Source organism: Pseudorhodoplanes sp. (genome assembly GCF_050250235.1).
Lineage (GTDB): Bacteria > Pseudomonadota > Alphaproteobacteria > Rhizobiales > Xanthobacteraceae > Pseudorhodoplanes.
In genome coordinates this window covers 1-18132 of record NZ_JBFWPA010000081.1, presented here as the reverse complement: position 1 = coordinate 18132, position 18132 = coordinate 1, and the positions used below count along the sequence as shown (strand labels likewise).

The following is an 18132-nucleotide window of genomic DNA, read 5'->3' as shown; positions in this document are numbered from 1 at the left end:
GATTCCGGGTTCGCGGACTTCGTCCGCGCCCCGGAATGACAGCGAGAGAGAAGCGGCTTGCGGGAATGACATCAATGAAAATTCCGGCCCTTCGGCATCACCTTGTGCATGGCGATCAGGTCCTCGGCCAGTTCCGGCTGTTCGCGCAGCAGGCGCACCAGCGCGTCGCCGCGGCGCGGGTGTGCGCCTTTCGCGAGATTTTTCGCCGAGCGGTTGCCGGGATCGGGCCGCTTCACCTCGTCGCAGCGGGCGAGCGACTCGATGCTCGGTCCGTGCTCGGACAGCCGGCCCAGCAGCGGCGTGAGATCGTCGATCTGCTCGGCGACCACATGGATGACGCCCTTCTCGTTCTGCAGCCTGCCGGTGACGCCAACGAGCCGCGCGCCCAGCACCACCGGCCGGAAGGTCTCGAACACTTTCGGCCAGACGATGGTGTTGGCGATTCCGGTCTCGTCCTCCAGCGTCATGAAGATCACGCCCTTGGCGGTGCCTGGCCGCTGCCGGATCAGCACGATGCCGGCAATGCTGACGCGGCGGCCCGATGGCGTGCGCGTCAGCGCCTCGTTGCGCAGGATGGAGCGGGCATCGAGATCGGCGCGCAGGAACGACACCGGATGTGCGCGCAGCGACAGCTTCAGATGCCGGTAATCCTCGACGACCTGTTCGCCCGGCAGCATGGAGGGAAGCGCGACGTCGGGCTCCATCTCCGGCATGGAGACGCGCGCGAATAGCGGCAGGTCATCCTTGTCGCCGGAGCGGTGCAGCGCGCGGATGGTCCAGAGCGCATCGCGGCGGGACAGTCCGAGCGAGCGGAAGGCGTCGGCATTGGCGAGCGTCTCCAGCACGGAGGGGCGCAAACCGGTGCGCAGCCACAGATCGCGGATCGAGTCGTAGCCCGCGCCGCGTTTCTCCTCGAGCATGCGGCCATCGTCTTCGGACAGGCCGCTGATCTGGCGCAGGCCGAGGCGGATGGCGTGGGTGGTGCGGATGTCGTCTTTCATGGAGGCGTGGCGGGGATGGAGGTTTGAGACGCGCCGCACGCGTTCTTCCTTTCCCTCCTCCCACGCGTCAGCGTGGTGGGGAGGGTGGCTCCGAGCGAAGCGTGGAGTCGGGTGGGGGGTGTCTTTCCGATTTTGATCCAAAAGGCCCCCCACCCCCGACCCCTCCCCACCGCTACGCGGGGGGAGGGGAGTCGGAGCGCCCTCCGTTTGAACAGGTTCACGCTCCAAACCCTCCAGCGTGCAGTCCCAGTCCGATGCATTGATGTCGACGCCGCGCACGTCGACACCATGTTCCTGCGCGTCGCGCACGATCTGCGCCGGCGCGTAGAAGCCCATCGGCTGGCTGTTGAGCAAAGCCGCAGCGAACACATCCGGGTAATGGCATTTCAGCCAGCATGAGGCGTAGACCAGATTGGCGAAACTCGCGGCGTGGCTTTCCGGAAAGCCGTATTCGCCGAAGCCCTTGATCTGCTCGAAGCAGCGCTCGGCGAAATCGCGCTCGTAGCCCTTCGCCACCATGCCCTCGATCATCTTTCGCTGGAACGTGCCGATGGTGCCGACGCGGCGGAACGTCGCCATCGCGCGGCGCAGCCGGTCGGCTTCCGCAGGCTGGAAGCCCGCCGCGACGATCGCGATCCGCATCGCCTGTTCCTGGAACAGCGGCACGCCCAACGTCTTGCCCAGCACCTGTTCGAGTTCGTCGGCCGGCCAGGGCGGCGCCGGCGACGGATAGGTCACGAGATGCGGCGCCTCGCGCCGCTGCAGATAGGGATGCACCATCTTGCCCTGGATCGGGCCGGGCCGCACGATCGCGACTTCGATGACGAGATCGTAGAATTCTTGCGGCTTCAGCCGCGGCAGCATCGACATCTGCGCGCGGCTTTCGATCTGGAACACGCCGATGGTGTCGGCGCGCTGGATCATCCGGTAGGTGGCCTTGTCCTCGTCCTGCATCGAAAGGTCGCGCGCCACATCGTAATGCACGCGCAGGAAATTGAAGGCGCGGCGCAGACAGCTCAGCATGCCGAGCCCCAGCACGTCGACCTTGAGCAGGCCGAGCGCATCGAGATCGTCCTTGTCCCATTCGATGACGGTGCGATCCTCCATCGCCGCATTCTCCACCGGCACCACCTCGTCGAGCCGCGTGCGGGTGATGACGAAGCCGCCGACATGCTGCGACAGATGGCGCGGGAAGCCCTGCAATTCCTGCGTCAGCGCCAGTGTCATCCGCAGGCGCGGATCGGACGGATCGAGGCCGGCGCGGCGTACCTCCTTCTCGGCAACGCCATCCATCGACCAGCCCCACAGCGTCGCCGCCAGCGCCGCAACCGTGTCCTCCGACAGCCCGAACGCCTTGCCGACCTCGCGCACCGCGCTGCGGCCGCGATAGCAGATCACGGTAGCGGCGAGGCCGGCATGTTCGCGGCCGTATTTCTCGTAGATGTGCTGGATCACCTCCTCGCGCCGCTCGTGCTCGAAATCGACGTCGATGTCCGGCGGCTCGCGGCGCTCCGCCGACACGAACCGCTCGAACAGGAGATCGACGGTGTCGGGACTGACATCGGTGATGCCGAGGCAATAGCAGATGATCGAATTCGCCGCCGAGCCGCGGCCCTGACACAGGATCGGCTCGGGCCGCGTGCGGGCGAAGCGGACGATGTCGTAGACGGTGAGGAAGAATGGCGCATAGCCGAGTTCGCCGATCACCTGCAATTCGTGATCGAGCGCGCGGCGCACTTTCGGCGCGGGGCCGTTCGGAAAGCGCCGTATCATGCCCTCCTCTGCGAGCGCGATCAGCCGCTGCTGCGGCGTGCCGTGATGGGCTTCATGCGGATAATCGTGCTGCATCTCGTCGAGCGAGAAATGGCAGCGCGCGAGGAGAACTTGCGTCTGCGCCAGTGCGTCGGGATAAGGCGCGAACAGGCGCGCCATTTCCTGTGGCGATTTCAGATGGCGCTCGGCATTGAGCGAAAGCCGCCGCCCGCCCTGGTCGATGGTGACGTGCTCGCGGATGCAGGTGACGATGTCCTGCAGCATGCGGCGTTCGGAAGCGTGATAGCACACATCATTCATCGCGAGCAGCGGAACGAAGCCATCCTGCGCGATCTGGGCGAGCCTGCGCAGCCGCCGGGTGTCGTCGCCGCGATAGAGAAAGCCTCCCGCCAGCCAGACCGACCGTTTCGATGCGTGCTGCGTCAGTTTTCCGATCAGCGCCGACAGCCGCGTGGCATCGATGCGCGCCGGCGGCATCACGATCAGGTTGAGCCCTTCCGCCCTGTCGAGCAGGTCGGGGAGATTGAGGATGCAGTCGCCTTTCTCGGCGCGCCTTTTGCCGAGCGAGAGCAGCCGCGTCAGCCGGCCCCAGGCGGCACGGTTCGAGGGATAGGCGAGGATGTCGGGCGTGCCGTCGGCGAAGACGAGCCGCGCGCCGACCGCGAGCTTCAGCTTGCGTTCCTTTGCCATCACATGCGCGCGCACCACGCCCGCGACCGAATTGCGGTCGGCGATGCCGATGCCGGTATGGCCGAGCAGCACCGCCTGCTCGACCATGTCTTCCGGATGCGAGGCAGCGCGCAGGAAGGAGAAATTGGTGGTGACGGCCAACTCGGCGTAGGCGGGCGGCGCGACGTGCTGTTCACCACTCCTCGACGGGTCGTTCGGACGCGCGGGAAAGTCGAGCACATCGCTCATGCGAAACCCCCGCTCATGCGAAAATCCCGTGCAGGAACCAGCGCGGCAGAGCCTCTCCGGCGGCGTAGATGCCCTCGCGATAGAGCCAGACGCGTGCCCCCTGCCGCGTTTCGATCCGGAAGTAATCGCGGGCGAGCGCGCGGCCCTGCTCATCGCGCCACCATTGCATCGCGATCCGCTCCGGGCCTTCGGCATGGGCGACGTCATGGGTGACGCGCCGCCATTTGAACTGCACCGGCGGGCCGTCCGGCACCTGCGCATTGGCCTCGATCGGTTCGGGCCGTTCGAACAGCCGGATCGGCCGCGGCGGAATCCGGCTGTCCTGTGCCAGATGTTCCGGCGTGAAGTCATGCGGCACGGTTTGAGTCTGTTGCCGCAGATGTGCCGGCACCGCGAGGCTGGCGAATTCCGGGATATGGGTGTCCTGCGGCACCAGCCGCTGCACCCGGTCGGCGCCGAAGCGCGCGATCAGCCGGTCGACCAGATGCGCGGTCTCGCGCGCGGGATCAGCGCCGCCAAATCCGGTCTGTACAAGTCCGATCTGCACGGCATCGAAGTCCTCCACCGATAGAGCGGAGAGACGGATCATGTCGAAGCCGAAGCCGGGATCGGCCTCGTCGCCGATCACTGCGAGACGGTCGAGAAACAGCCGCCGGATGCGGGCCGGATCGCGCAACGGCTCCGATGTGCCGATGTCGATGCGCGCCACCTTGCCGTCGGCGCGGAACAACGCGGTCTGCAGACGGCGCGCACCCTTGCCGTGCCGTTCCATGGCGCGGCCAAGTTCCTGCGCAAGGTGAAAGATGGTGTCCAGCACATCGTCCTCGCGGCCGATCGGTTCGGCGAAAAGCTGCTCGGCGAGAAAGGACGGCAAAGGCAGGCGCGGCGCGATCGGCTCATCCTCGCGACCGAGCGCCTGGTCGATCCGGCGCACGAAGGCTTCCCCGAAGCGGGCGGCGAGCGGCGCGCGCGGCAGGTCGATGACGTCGCCGATGGTCTTCAGGCCGCTCTGCGCAAGCGGTGTGGCGATCTTCGGATCGATGTGGAGCGCTGCGAGGGGGAGAGAGTGCAATGTGGAGACGATACGTCGCGCATCTCTCTCCTCCGCTCGTCCCCGCGAAGGCGGGGACCCAGAATCGTAAAACAAGGCGTCTCTGTAAGAGTCTGGATTCCCGCTTTCGCGGGAATGAGCGGAGTTTGTGGTTAGTCTGTCGACAGAGGTCGAGGCACCATAACGCGCAATAGCCCACGCACATCCCGGTGTGTCGGCAATCGCCGCACGCGCATGAAATCCCTGCGCCGCCAGCCTGCGGATCAGATCGCGATGCAGCGCCTGTTCGCCGCCGAACAGATGCGCGCAGCCGCTGATGTCGAGCAACAGGCCGTCCGGCGGATCGAGCCCGATCAGCGGCGTATAGCGGTCGCACCAGTCGGCGATGGCTTCGAGGGTCGTGGCATCGGCTGCGTCATCGGCGTCGATCGCCGCAAGCTGCGGATACATCGCGCGTGCATCGGCGAGCGCCATGCCGGCGCGCAGGCCGAGCCGCGCGGCCTCGTCATTCAGGGCCATGATCTGTCGCGCCGACCGTATCGTTGCGACCACGGCAAGCGGCCGGCCGGTCAGTTCAGGCGATCGCCGCAACAGCCGGTCGGTCGGCAGACGGCGCAGCCACAGCGACAGGATCCGCCTCGACGAATGCATGCTCATGATGACTCCACGCAACACGAAACCGGCCGCAGGGACCGCGCCGGTTTTTCACCAGAGAGAGCTGAAACGCCGTCATGCCGATGCCGCCATAAGCGTCGCGCACACCCAGGCTTGCCGCGACCTCCCAGCGCGTCGTCGCGGCGCTCGGCACCGACGTGGAGCGGTGCCGGAGAAGCAGCCCGATCCCGTCATGCGCGCGGGCGGCAAGCGACAGCCTCCGCGTGGCGATCAGGTCGGCGGCATCGTCCGGCAATTCGGCGATCACGCTGGCGAGGCCGCGACATTTGAGCGCCTCCTCCATCGCGAACAGCGCATCGATCGGGCGCCGCGCCCGCAGCACCAGCAGCCGCCGCGCCGGCAGCCCGAACAGATCGAGGCCGATGCCGTAAGGCGCGCCGGATTCGAAGCGCGCCATATCGGTCTGGATCAGGAGCGTCTCCCGGCCGCCGGTCCCGGCCTTGCCGGCGGCCCTGTCTGAAAGGGCCGCCAGCGCCAGCGCAAAACCGGTCGCTGCACCAAGATGCATGGGTGCTGCGGGGGTAATCTCGTGCAGGGCGCTCCGGACAAGCCCGCCACCCAGCATCGCATCCGCCCGCCTCAGCCCGAGCGGAAGCGGCGCATTATCGGATTGATAATGCTGGATATTGTCCATGCTCCGGCGGAGGCGCGCGAGCGCATCCGGGGCTTGCGCACCGGCCATGAGCTGCTCCAATGGGGCCTCTCGGGATAAGCGATATGTTCTCTATTTGTTCTTATTGATTCCGGGCTTCGGCCCGCTTGGCAAGGAGAAAATATGAAGCTGATCGACTAGAAAGTGTTGACATTGTCAACACAAATCTAAATGTTGGAGCCTTAAGACTGTAGGCGGGGTTTAATTATGGAACGTGCAGCAGACGCCGCAGAGCGCTCGAAGCCCAAGCCGGGGCGCGTGCGAAGCGAGACCAACATCCACATCAGAGCGCCTCAGCAAACGAAGCAGCTTTTGGAAACTGCCGCTGTCGCGGTGGGTAAGACGCTGAGTGAATTCGTCCTCGACAGCGCGCGTCAGCACGCAACTGATGTCCTGCTGGATCAAAGGCTGTTCGTCCTTGATGCAGAGAGGCATGACGCATTCATACAAGCGCTGGATGCTCCTCCCCCGGCAGCCGCAAAGTTAAGGGCACTGATGAATCGCAAGCCGCTTTGGCAGAAATAATGGGACGCACGACGAAGCGCGGAGAGGTCAAGCCTCCCGCTCTTTTGGATGAATCACATGACTGCGGCAGCTTCGATAGTGGCAATGCCGCATTGAACGATTGGCTAAAATTACGTGCCCTGAAGGCGCAAGGCAAAACGGCCCGCACCTACGTTGTTTGCGAGGGCAACAGAGTTGTCGGCTATTATTGTATTCTCTCCGGTTCCGTCGAACGGGCGGAGCTTCCAAAGGCTCTGAAAGAGCACGGCCTTCCCAACCCGATCCCCGTAGCCGTCATCGGCCGACTCGCAAGAGACCTGACCTACGAGGGGTCAGGCCTGGGGCTCGATATGCTTCAGGATGCGCTCAGCAAAATCGTCGTAGCGTCCCGGACTATCGGTATCCGCTGTGTGCTCGTCCATGCGATTGACGACAACGCCGCCCGGTTTTGGAAAAAGAACGAGTTTATCGAAAGCCCGCTCGGCTCCCGGACTTTCTACCTACCCATTGAAACCATCGTCGACAGTTTGGGCGATTGAAGCAGATTGTCTTGCCTGACTCCCCACCACTCACGCCGCCGTCTTCGACGCCGATTTGGTATCGATGAGTTCCCGCAGCGGGGCTTCCAGTTCGTATTCGAAGCCGGCCGGCTCATAGCGAACCTCGCTCTTGCCGCCCATGTCGCGCGGCGCGATGCGGCGGACCAGCAATTCGCCGAAGCCTCTGCGGACCGGCGCCTCGACCACCGGGCCGCCGCTTTCCTTCCAGTGCAGATGGAAAACCGGATCGCTCCCCAGATTGTCGATCCGCCATTGCAGCGTCACGCGGCCCTCGGGCACCGACAGCGCCCCGTGCTTGGCGGCGTTGGTCGCGAGTTCATAGAACAGCAGCGCGAAAGTCTGCGCCGAACGGGCGCGCAACGCGATATCCGGCCCCTCCATCTCGATGCGACCCGCAAACGGCAGGATATCCTCGGAGACCAGGCTGCGCAGGCTGACGCTCTTCCAGTCGCTCGCGGTGAGGATGGACATCGCCTTGGCCAGCGCCTGCAGCCGGCCTTCGCAGGTCCTCTGGATTTCGGTGAGACTGAGACCCGGCGTGAAGCTCAGCCGCACCACCGCCTGCGCCACCGCCATCACGTTGCGTACCCGGTGATTGAGTTCGTGGATCAGCACTTTCAGCCGATCCTCGGCGGATTTGCGGGATGCCACCTCGTCCGAAAGCACGGCGGCGCGATTGGCGATGAATCCGAAAAACAGAACGGCGGCGAGCGTCACTGCGATGCCGGCACCCGCCATCCACAGACCGCGCCGGAACCCTTCGCGCTGCAGATCGCGCGGCACCGCATAGACGAATTTCAGCTCGCCCTGGCCGAAATCCATTTTCCGTTCGAACAGCGTAGGGCGCTGCGCCTCGATGCCGGACGCCAGCCTGAAAAGCGGCTCCTCCGATCCGTGCGAATAGACGCTGATCGCGGTGCCGTCCGGGCCTTTCGCATTTGCAAGTGCCGTCTGAAACAGTTCTTCGACCTTGAAGCCGAAGCCCATCACGCCAAGAAAGCGGTCGCGCGTATCGAAAATCGGCGCATAGAGCAGGAGCGCGTTCGAAGCCGGCGCTTGCACCAGCCGCAATGGCCGCGTGCGGGTCACCTCATGGGTTCGCCTGGCATTCAGGATCGCCGCAAGCCGCCCGGGGAAGGAGCCGGCATCGACCCCCATCACGAACCGGTTGTGCTCCGGCTCGACGTCAACGACCGGAAACATCGGGCGGTCGAGTTTCGACGGGTCGATCGGCAGTCCGTCGGCGCTGCGCAATGTCGGGTTCGGTGCGTCGGAAGCGCGCAGCGATTGCAGCACCTGTTCCGCATCCGCGGCGTCCACCTGCGGGAGCCACCCGATGGTGGCGAGGTCGGGCGCGAGCCCAAGCGCCCGCGCCCCGAACGTCCCGAGCGGCGACGGCGCCGTCAGCGGCGGCGGTATGAAGAAGCGCGACACCGTCTTCGCAAGATTGGCGCGTTCCAGCAGATGCTCGCTCACCGCCGCGAAATGCAGATCCACGATTTCCCCGATCCGAAGCCGCTCCAGGGCACGGTATTGCTGCGACTCCTCGCGCGCGGCATAGATCGACAGCAGCACGCCCCCCACGGTCAGAAGGATCAGCAGGGCCTGCGATATCGTCCGCTGCGGCAAATTCAGGCTTTCACGCAATCGCATGGGATCAATTGGCCCCGGCGGCAAGGACGGGCGATTCTGGCGGGTGCAGCAAGCTTGATTTTCCCGGAACCGTCCAGACAAAGATTGGTTAGGGTCCTGGCCGGGGTCAAAGGGGCGAACGGATGCGCCATATCGTCGAAACGGATATCCCGGCGCGGCTCGACCGCCTGCCCTGGAGCCGGTTCCATACCCTCGTGGTGGCGGCGCTGGGCATTACCTGGATTTTCGATGGTCTGGAGGTGACGCTCGCAGGCGCCCTGTCCGGGGCGCTGAAGGAAAGCCCGGTCCTGAGATTTTCCAATACCGATATCGGGATCGTCGGCAGTGCCTATCTCGTCGGAGCCGTGCTGGGAGCGCTGTTCTTCGGCTGGCTGACCGACCGGCTGGGCCGCAAAAAACTGTTTTTCATCACGCTCACCGTCTATCTCATCGCCACCGGCGCGACCGCGCTCACCTGGAATTTGTGGACCTTTGCGCTGTGCCGCTTCTTCACCGGCGCCGGCATCGGCGGCGAATATGCCGCGATCAACTCCACCATCCAGGAGCTGATCCCGGCCCGCGTGCGGGGCTGGACCGATCTCGTGATCAACGGCAGCTTCTGGATCGGGGCCGCGATCGGCGCCGCAGGTTCCATCATTCTGCTCAACCCGGCCTTCATCGATCCGGAGATCGGCTGGCGGCTCGCCTTCTTCATCGGCGCCGCGCTCGGTGTGATCATCTTCTTCATGCGCATGTGGCTGCCGGAAAGCCCGCGCTGGCTGATGACGCATGGCCGCGCCGAGGAGGCCGAGCGCATCGTTGCGGGCATCGAAGCCGGGATTCCCGGCTATGCGCGGCCGGCAGAGCCGCTGCCGCGGGTGCGGCTGCGCTCGCGCAGTCACACGCCGCTATTGGAAGCAGCGCGCGCGCTGTTCGTCATCCATCGCAACCGCGCATGGGTCGGTCTTGCGCTGATGGCGGCGCAGGCATTCTTCTACAATGCGATCTTCTTCACCTATGCGCTGGTGCTGACCGATTTCTTCGGCATCGCCGCCAATCAGGTCGGCTGGTACATTCTGCCCTTCGCAGCCGGAAACTTCCTCGGCCCGGTCTTTCTCGGGCGCCTGTTCGATACCATCGGGCGGCGGCCGATGATCTTCTTCACCTACCTGATGTCGGGGCTGCTGCTGGCACTGACCGGCTGGATGTTCATGGAAGGAATGCTCACCGCGACCACGCAGACCCTGTGCTGGATGGTGATCTTCTTCTTTGCCTCGGCCGCCGCGAGCTCGGCCTATCTGACGGTGAGCGAAACCTTCCCGCTGGAAATCCGTGCGCTCGCGATCGCGATCTTCTACGCGGTCGGTACCGGAATTGGCGGCGTCGCCGGCCCGCTGGTGTTTGGGCTGCTGATCGAATCGGGTTCGCGCCCGACCGTGTTCGCCGGCTATCTGTTCGCCGCCGTGCTGATGATTGCGGCCGCGATCATCGCGCTGCGGTATGGCGTCGCGGCCGAACGCAAGCCGCTGGAAGCGGTCGCGCGCCCGCTGGCGAGCGCGGATTGAATTTCGTTCGTCATTCCGGGACGCGCGAAGCGCGGACCCGGAATCCAGAGCCACAAGCACCGAACTTGCAGTCCTGGATTCCGGGTTCGCTCACTACGTTCGCGCCCCGGAATGACTGAGTGCTGGGCAAAATCCGCCTCCTCGCCTATGGTCTCGCGCCGGGCGAAGCAGGGAAACAGACGATGCGGATCATCCTTTGGTGCGCGATGTCGCTCGCGCTGCTGTTGCAGGCGGGGACGGCCGCCGCGCAGCCGCTCGACAAGGTCACGTTCGGAACCAACTGGGTCGCGCAGGCCGAGCATGGCGGCTATTACCAGGCGCTTGCCGACGGTACCTACAGGAAGTACGGGCTCGACGTGACGATCCTGCCCGGCGGACCGAATGCCAACAACCGCATCCTGCTGCCGGTCGGCAAGATCGACTTCTACATGAGCGCCAATCTGCTGCAGGCCTTTGACGCCGTCGCGCAGAACATTCCGACCGTCGCCGTCGCCGCGAGTTTCCAGAAAGACCCGCAGGTGCTGATGGCGCATCCGGGCCAGGGCATCGACAGGTTCGAGGACCTGAAGAAGCTCACGATCCTGGTCTCGAAGGAGGGCATGGCCGGCTATTATCAATGGCTGAAGAAGGATTACGGATTCACCGACGCGCAGGTGCGGCCCTACACCTTCAATCCGCAGCCGTTCCTCGCCGACAAGAAAATGGCGATGCAGGGCTATGTCACGTCGGAGCCTTACGCCGTCGAAACGCAAGGGAAATTCAAGCCGGTGATCTTCCTGCTCGCCGATCAGGGCTTCTCGACCTATTCGACGCTGATCGAAACGCGGCGCGACCTGGTCGAGAAGAGGCCCGATCTGGTGCAGCGATTCGTCGATGCGTCCGCGATCGGCTGGGCCAATTATCTGTACGGCGACAACAAGGCTGCGAATGCGCTGATCAGGAAGCACAATCCGGAGATGACGGAGGCATTGCTCGCCTATTCCATCGACAAGATGAAGCAATACGGCATCGTCGACTCGGGCGACTCGATCAGGCTCGGCATCGGCGCGATGACGGATGCGCGGATCAAGGATTTCTTCGACAAGATGGCGCGCGCGGGCGTGGTGAAGGGCGACCTCGATTACAGGAAGGCCTACACCCTGCAATTCGTGAACAAGGGCGTCGGCAACGATATCCGGCCGAAGTGAACGGGCCCGAAGCGATCATGTCCGGAGTGATCGCGGCGGTGACCGGGCTTTCTTCCCTCTCCCCGTCTCAGCTCTGTCTTAACCTCTCCCCGCATACGGGGAGAGGTGAAGAAACAGAATGCGGGCTACGACCTTGACCCATGACTGAGCTCGTCTCCCTCCACGCTGTCGGAAAGACCTTTCCGAATGGCGTCACCGCCTTGCGCGATGCCACGTTCTCGGTCCGCGAGCATGAATTCGTCTCGCTGCTCGGGCCGTCCGGCTGCGGCAAGTCGACGGCGTTGCGCATTCTTGCCGGACTGATCGAGCCCAGCACAGGCGACGTAATGTGGCACGGCGGCAAGGCGCCCGATGGCGCCAAGGGAGACGTCGGCTTCGTGTTCCAGGAGCCGACGCTGATGCCCTGGGCCAGTGTCGCGGGCAACGTCTATCTGCCGCTGAAACTCGCCGGCATCGGCCGCACCGAAGCCATGCCGCGCATCACCGAGGCGCTGGCGCGTGTCGGGCTCGCGTCCTTCGCGGATGCGTATCCGCGCGAATTATCGGGCGGCATGAAGATGCGGGTCTCCATCGCCCGCGCGCTGGTGACCAACCCGAAGCTCCTGCTGATGGACGAGCCGTTCGCCGCGCTCGACGAAATCACCCGCTTCCGCCTCAACAACGATCTGCTGACGCTGTGGGCCGCGATGCGCCAGACCGCGATCTTCGTCACCCATTCGGTGTTCGAGTCGGTCTACCTGTCGAGCCGCATCGTGGTGATGACGCAGCGGCCCGGCCGCGTGCATGCCGAAATCGCGGTGGACGCGCCCTATCCGCGCACCGAGGCGTTCCGCACCTCGCCGGAATATGCCGCTTTGTGCCGCACCGTGTCGGAGGCGCTGGTCGAGGCAATGGCGCAGGACGATCCGGCTCGGGACGATTCGGCGCAAGGGAACGCGGCATGAGCACGCGTCCCGCCACGCGCGCCGAGGAGGCGCAGGAACGCACCCGCCGCGAGCGCGTGATGCGCGGCGTGCTGCCGTTCGCGGCACTTGCCGTCGGCATTCTGGTCTGGGACCTCGTGGTGCGGATCAACGACATCCAGCCTTACGTGCTGCCATCGCCGGGGCTGGTATTCCGCACGCTGATATCGGACTGGTCGCTCTTGTGGTCGTCGCTGCTGGTGACGCTGAGCGTGACCTTGCAGGCGCTGCTGCTGGCTTTCGCCGGCGGCGTGGCGCTGGCGATCGCGTTCAACAAGTCGCGCGTCGTCGAATATTCGTTCTATCCCTATGCCGTGATCCTGCAGGTCACGCCGGTGATCGCGATCGCGCCGCTCTTGCTGATCTATCTGCCGCAGCAGGCGGCGGTGCTGGCCTGTGCGTGGATCGTGGCGTTCTTTCCGGTGCTGGCCAACACCACGCTCGGGCTCAATTCCGTCGACCGAAATCTCGCCGAGTTGTTCCGGCTCTACGGCGCCAGCGGGTGGCAGGTGCTGCGCGACCTTAAACTGCCGGCGGCTCTGCCCTGTATGCTGGGCGGCCTGAAGATCGCGGGCGGGCTGTCGCTGATCGGCGCGGTGGTTGCGGAGATCGCGGCTGGTTCGGCGGGCGCGGGCTCGGGGCTCGCCTATCGCATCGCGGAGTCGGGCTACCGGCTCAACATCCCGCGCATGTTCGCGGCCCTGATTTTGCTGTCGGTGGCGGGCGTCGTGATCTTTGCCGTGCTGTCGCTGATCTCGCATCTGGTTTTGCGGCGCTGGCACGAGAGCGCTGTGGGGGAGGGGTGATCCTGTAGGATGGGTTGAGCGCAGCGAAACCCATCACCTTTCCCCAAATCCAGATTCTTCAGCCGCAAAATCGCCGGCCCAGTCGTCGGGATAAACGCCCAGCCGGACCATGCGATGGAATGACGAGAAGGGCCAATCACAGACCCGGCTGACGTGGCCATGCTTCACGGGATTGATGTGGATCCTGTAGGATGGGTTGAGCGCAGCGAAACCCATCACCTTTCCCCAAATCCAGATTCTTCAGCCGCAAAATCGCCGGCCCAGTCGTCGGGATAAACACCCAGCCGGACCATGTGATGGAATGACGAGAAAGGCCAGTCGCAGACTCGGCTGACGTGACCATGCTTTACAGGATTGATGTGGATATAATTGACGTGCCGCTCGAAGTCGCGCTCGTCCCGCAAGGTATGCTCCCAATATCGCCGTTGCCATATCCCGCGTTCGGCCTTGCTGGCCCGGCTTGCCGATATTGTTTCCGTCTTCGGCAGCGCACGCGAAAACGTCGATTTGATCAAGCGCCATCGCGTCGCGAAGTTTCGATCGGATTCAGGTAACGTCCAGATCGCATGCAGGTGGTCTGGCAATATAACGATTGCATCGATCGTGAATGGATGTCTTGCCCGAGTGTCGCGAAATGCCGAGCGGAGCAAGCCGATGTGATCGGTCAAAAGCCGGGCGCGACGGTCGGCCAAGTTCGCCGTGAAGAAACAACTGCCGCCAGAAGCGAAATTGCGCCGATATGCGGTCATTGCAAGTGATGGGTTTCGCTGCGCTCAACCCATCCTACGCCATTTGAACCGAAAGATGCGGTTGAGGAATAAAATCCTTATTTCCGCCATCTTCCCCTGATCTAATCCACCGCATCCCGCCTCGTCCAAGGGGCGTCTGATCAGCGTCATGAGACGCGGGGCGGGATGCGGTGGCTGTTGCGGGGCGCAAGACGCGCGTCCTTCAGCGGCAGGTTCAAGCCGCGTCCCGCCGTGCTAGCTGCCGGCGTTTCGGTGGAGGAACGTCCACCGGGGACGATGGAGCAGACCTTCAAACACCGCGCGCGGAACGCCGGGCGACCGGCGGTCCGTGGTGACTCTGCTCGTGTGGATACTCTCTTTTCCCACACGAGGCTGCGGGCTTCCCGGAAGCCCGGCGTTCCGCGCGCCCTTGGGTTTGCCCGGGGGATGGAATGCGATGAGGAATACGGGCGCGCCCGCGCCGGCTAAAGAACAGGGACGGCGGAGCGTTGTCTGTTTGTCGTCCCCGCGCAAAAGCGCGAAGCGCGTCTTCAATCAAAACGCGGGGACCCATATTCCAGAGCGGTGGTTATGGGACCCCCGCTTTCGCGGGGGCGACTGTCGCAAAACTCAAGACACCATCCGCACCGCGATCCCCAGTGCCGCCATGATCGCCACGATCTCCACCAGTCCGCGATGGAAGCGGAACGCCAGCAGCGCGGCGATGACCGCGAGCGCCGCCGTCTTCAGGTCGAGCGCCAGCGGATCGAACGCATACCAGCGGAAAATGCCGGTGCGTTGCTCGGTGACATTTCCGAACAGCACATGCAGTGCGAACCAGACCGTCAGATTGAGGATCACGCCGACCACGGCTGCGGTGATCGCCGCCAGCGCGCCGGTCAGCATGCGGTTACTGCGCAATTGCTCGACGAAGGGTGCGCCGGCGAAGATCCAGAGCATAGATGCCGAGAACGTCACCCAGGTGGTCATCGCAGCCGCGATCACGCCGGCGGTTACGGCTGAGAACGGCGCCGCATCGCGATAGCCGGCGAGGAAGCCGACGAACTGCGTCACCAGGATCAGCGGGCCGGGTGTGGTCTCGGCGAGGCCGAGACCGTCCACCATTTCAGCCGCAGTCAGCCAGCCTTTCGCCTCCACCGCCTGCTGCGCCATGTAGGCGAGCAGCGCATAGGCGCCGCCGAAGCTCACGGTTGCGAGCTTCGAGAAGAAGGTGCCGACGCTGACCAGCACATGGTCCGCTCCAAGCAGCAGGGCGGCAAGTGCGACCGGCGCCCACCAGGCGGCAAGCCCGATCCCGATCGCGGTCGCCGCCTGTTTCCAGCGGCCGGGCACGGGCGGCGGATAGGTGCCATCGGTCTTGATCGCGAGCAGATGCGGCGCCCGGCGCGCCACCAGATAGCCGATCAGGCCGGCGCCGATCACGATCAGCGGAAACGGCAGCGCCAGAAAGAAGATGCCGATAAAGGCTGCCGCGGCGATCGCGATCAGCACATTGGTCTTGAGCGCCCGCTTGCCGATCCGGAGCAGCGCCTCGACCACGATCACCAGCACCGCAGCCTTGATGCCGAACAAGGCGCCCTCGATCAGCGGGACGCCCTGACCGAGCGCATAGATCAGGCTCAGCGCCAGCATCACGAAAGCGCCCGGCAGCACGAACAGGATGCCGGCGGCGATCCCGCCGCGCACCCCGTGCATCAGCCAGCCGGTATAGGTCGCGAGCTGCTGGGCCTCCGGACCCGGCAGCAGCATGCAGAAATTGAGCGCATGCAGGAATCGCTGTTCCTCGATCCACTTCTTCTCGTCGACCAGAACGCGGTGCATCAGTGCGATCTGGCCGGCGGGTCCGCCGAAGCCGAGGCAGCCGATCTTGAAATAGGTGCGCAGGAATTCGGGAAAGCTGGGTGCCGCGCTCGCAGGAGCTGCTTGTTCTATACTTGTCATGTCAGGCGGCTTTTGCGGGCCAGTTGTGACGCTCGGATGACGCGAAGCGTAACCACGCAAACAGTGCGTCGTAAATTGCAAACCCGCTCTGAAGCAGGCCATGATCGTCGTCGCCGGCCAGTTCGGACAGACCGAGCGACACCGAATGCAGCCCGGCCGCTTCCGGCGCGAGATCGGGACGCGCGGTATCGGCGCCGCGCACGATGAGGGCGAGGCGTGCGAGCGAAGGCTGGTTTTCCAGACCGAAGAGATTGAGAATGGTGTCGAACGAGCAGCGCTCGCCCTCATGTGACAGTTCCACGCCCTCAATATCGAACGGTATGGCGCCGGTCTCGCGAGCGACCGCCGCGACCTGCGGTGGATCGACAAACAGAAAGCGAGCCTGCGGATCGATGAAGCGCCGGATCAGCCACGGGCAGGCGATGCGATCGATCTTCGGCCGCCGTCGCGTCACCCAGAGGCTCGGCGGGTTCGGAGCAAAGCGCCGGACCGCGCCGCAATCCACCAGCGGAAGCCCGGCTGAACGCCATGCGTCGGTGCCGCCCTCGAGAATACGGGCATCGACGCCACGCGACCGCAACTGTGCCGCAGCCATCTGGCTACGCTGATGACCATGCACGCAGGCGACGACAATTGTTCCGGGATTTTGATCGAAGTTCCACGACGCGGCATCGTGCGGATCGCGCAGGATCGCACCGGGCAGCAATCCGTTCGACGCGGCGACGGCTTCGGGCTTGCGGACGTCGACGATGTGTGGCGCGAGGGACGTCCCGATCTTTCGCCACAGACTTTCAGGGGTGATTGAGAAATGCATAAGCCAACGCCTCCTCCATCAAGGAAGGAGACGGTGCTTGGGCCTTGCGAGCCTTCGGAAAGGCGGGGCGACCGTCGCAGGCCCCGCGACGGTCAGAGTAGGTCGGGATCTGGAGACTTGCAATGCCTGCGCATAGCCATTCCATCCGGCGCCTCGCTCCCACCGCCCAACTTGGGTACAGAGAAGGATGACATCAGGTCCGCAATCCACCGAATCCGAACAGATGCGCGCGCGGCTGACCGGCATCGGCCTGATGTGCGGCGCGGTGCTCTGCTTCGCCTGCCTGGATGCGACCGCCAAATATCTCAACGGCTACATGGACACGCTGCAGGTGGTCTGGGCGCGCTATACCGGCGCGTTCATCCTGACCCTGTTGATTTTCAATCCGGTGTCGCGGCCGGGGTTGATGCGGACCACGCGGCCGGTGCTGCAGCTCGTGCGCTCGGCCATGCTGCTCGGATCGACCATTACGAACTTCCTCGCCTTTCGCTATCTGCAACTCGATCAGGCGCTCGCGATCCTGTTTTCGACGCCCTTCATGGTCGCGATCCTGGCAGGGCCCATTCTCGGCGAATGGATCGGCTGGCGGCGCTGGGTGGCGATCATGGTCGGCTTTGCCGGGGTGCTGCTGGTCACGCGGCCGGGGATCGGCGGCGTCCACTGGGCCGCGCTCTACTCCGTGGCGAGTGCGATCTTCTACTCGCTCTATATCGTCGCAACACGCGTGCTGTCGCGAAGCGACACGACCGATACGACGCTGTTCTACTCCAATCTCGTCGGCGCGGTCGCGATGCTGCCGGTGCTGCCATTCGTGTGGACGACGCCGGACGATCCCTTCATCATTTTCCTGATGGTGGCATTCGGCGCTTTCGGCAGTTTCGGGCATTATCTCCTGATCATCGCCCACCGGCTGGCGCCGGCCTCGGTGCTGGCGCCGTTCATGTATACCCAGCTCGTGTGGGCGAGCGGCTTCGGCTTTTTTGTATTCGGCGATGTTCCCAACCACTGGACGCTGGCGGGCGCCGCAATCGTGGTCGCATCGGGGCTGTACCTTCTGCATCGTGAAAGGGTGCGCGGGATCGCGTGAGGCGCCACCTGGGCATTTGCCGCTTTTTGCCGTTTTTCCCTGCCTTGGCTCCCTGCTAAGGTCCGGCCGCGCGAGGGAACAACCAGAGACATCGATGCTGGACAAAGCCAAAGAGTCAAAAACCGGCCTGAACGACGACATCGGCGAGGATACGCGGCTGGAATTGTACCGTCTGCAGGTGCTGCTGCGGGACGCGGAGCAGCGCGCCTTCGACCTGTTTCTGCAGAATCTGGTGAAGGGCACGAGCCATCTTTC

Annotated in this window: 14 protein-coding genes and 1 pseudogene; 7 read left to right on the top strand and 8 right to left on the bottom strand. The window is 64.4% G+C overall.

Annotated features, from left to right (window positions below):
- Window positions 1-71: 71 nt before the first annotated feature.
- The 3 genes from AB7F49_RS26480 to AB7F49_RS26470 are packed head-to-tail and all read right to left on the bottom strand — an operon-like array spanning window position 72 to window position 6100.
- Window positions 72-3692, bottom strand: a complete 3621-nt coding sequence (locus AB7F49_RS26480) for an error-prone DNA polymerase (RefSeq protein WP_428527974.1) — start codon at window positions 3690-3692, stop codon at window positions 72-74.
- Window positions 3693-3705: 13 nt separating this feature from the next.
- Window positions 3706-5400 (bottom strand): Y-family DNA polymerase, encoded by a 1695-nt coding sequence (locus tag AB7F49_RS26475; RefSeq protein ID WP_428527972.1) that lies wholly within the window; start codon window positions 5398-5400, stop codon window positions 3706-3708.
- Window positions 5318-6100, bottom strand: a complete 783-nt coding sequence (locus AB7F49_RS26470) for an ImuA family protein (protein WP_428527970.1) — start codon at window positions 6098-6100, stop codon at window positions 5318-5320. The genes AB7F49_RS26475 and AB7F49_RS26470 overlap by 83 nt, the downstream gene beginning before the upstream one ends.
- A gap of 177 nt (window positions 6101-6277) precedes the next feature.
- On the opposite strand from AB7F49_RS26470, the gene AB7F49_RS26465 reads away from it, so the two are divergent.
- Both AB7F49_RS26465 and AB7F49_RS26460 read left to right on the top strand, forming a co-directional pair.
- Window positions 6278-6595, top strand: a complete 318-nt coding sequence (locus tag AB7F49_RS26465) for a DUF1778 domain-containing protein (protein ID WP_428527968.1) — start codon at window positions 6278-6280, stop codon at window positions 6593-6595.
- A complete protein-coding gene (locus tag AB7F49_RS26460) occupies window positions 6595-7113 on the top strand; it encodes a GNAT family N-acetyltransferase (RefSeq protein WP_428527966.1) in 519 nt (172 codons plus the stop codon). Before AB7F49_RS26465 ends, AB7F49_RS26460 begins: the two co-directional genes overlap by 1 nt.
- Window positions 7114-7143: 30 nt before the next feature.
- On the opposite strand, the gene AB7F49_RS26455 is transcribed toward AB7F49_RS26460, so the two are convergent.
- Window positions 7144-8787 (bottom strand): sensor histidine kinase, encoded by a 1644-nt coding sequence (locus tag AB7F49_RS26455; protein WP_428527965.1) that lies wholly within the window; start codon window positions 8785-8787, stop codon window positions 7144-7146.
- Between the two features lie 122 nt (window positions 8788-8909).
- Here AB7F49_RS26455 and AB7F49_RS26450 point away from each other — a divergent pair, with 122 nt between their 5' ends.
- The 4 genes from AB7F49_RS26450 to AB7F49_RS26435 all read left to right on the top strand — a co-directional run bounded on the left by AB7F49_RS26450 (window position 8910) and on the right by AB7F49_RS26435 (window position 13286).
- Complete coding sequence (locus AB7F49_RS26450) at window positions 8910-10331, top strand: MFS transporter (protein WP_428527963.1); 1422 nt, start codon at window positions 8910-8912, stop codon at window positions 10329-10331.
- A gap of 206 nt (window positions 10332-10537) precedes the next feature.
- Window positions 10538-11518, top strand: a complete 981-nt coding sequence (locus AB7F49_RS26445) for an ABC transporter substrate-binding protein (RefSeq protein WP_428527994.1) — start codon at window positions 10538-10540, stop codon at window positions 11516-11518.
- Window positions 11519-11658: 140 nt separating this feature from the next.
- The gene (locus AB7F49_RS26440) at window positions 11659-12462 is read left to right on the top strand and encodes an ABC transporter ATP-binding protein (protein ID WP_428527961.1); all 804 of its coding nucleotides are present in this window, start codon (window positions 11659-11661) and stop codon (window positions 12460-12462) included.
- A complete protein-coding gene (locus tag AB7F49_RS26435; protein WP_428527959.1) occupies window positions 12459-13286 on the top strand; it encodes an ABC transporter permease in 828 nt (275 codons plus the stop codon). Before AB7F49_RS26440 ends, AB7F49_RS26435 begins: the two co-directional genes overlap by 4 nt.
- 33 nt (window positions 13287-13319) lie before the next feature.
- On the opposite strand, the pseudogene AB7F49_RS26430 reads toward AB7F49_RS26435, so the two are convergent.
- The 4 genes and pseudogenes from AB7F49_RS26430 to AB7F49_RS26415 form a co-directional block, all read right to left on the bottom strand.
- Window positions 13320-13466: pseudogene (locus AB7F49_RS26430) on the bottom strand (REP-associated tyrosine transposase); the annotation flags it as partial.
- 35 nt (window positions 13467-13501) lie between these two features.
- Window positions 13502-14035, bottom strand: coding sequence for an REP-associated tyrosine transposase (locus tag AB7F49_RS26425; protein WP_428527957.1), 534 nt, complete (start codon window positions 14033-14035; stop codon window positions 13502-13504).
- A gap of 609 nt (window positions 14036-14644) precedes the next feature.
- Window positions 14645-15976 (bottom strand): chromate efflux transporter, encoded by a 1332-nt coding sequence (gene chrA / locus AB7F49_RS26420; RefSeq protein ID WP_428527955.1) that lies wholly within the window; start codon window positions 15974-15976, stop codon window positions 14645-14647.
- A 1-nt stretch (window position 15977) separates the two neighbouring features.
- On the bottom strand, window positions 15978-16790 hold the full coding sequence (locus tag AB7F49_RS26415) for a chromate resistance protein ChrB domain-containing protein (protein ID WP_428527953.1): 813 nt from the start codon (window positions 16788-16790) through the stop codon (window positions 15978-15980).
- A 187-nt stretch (window positions 16791-16977) separates the two neighbouring features.
- Here AB7F49_RS26415 and AB7F49_RS26410 point away from each other — a divergent pair, with 187 nt between their 5' ends.
- Complete coding sequence (locus AB7F49_RS26410) at window positions 16978-17877, top strand: DMT family transporter (RefSeq protein ID WP_428527951.1); 900 nt, start codon at window positions 16978-16980, stop codon at window positions 17875-17877.
- Window positions 17878-18132 lie beyond the last annotated feature (255 nt).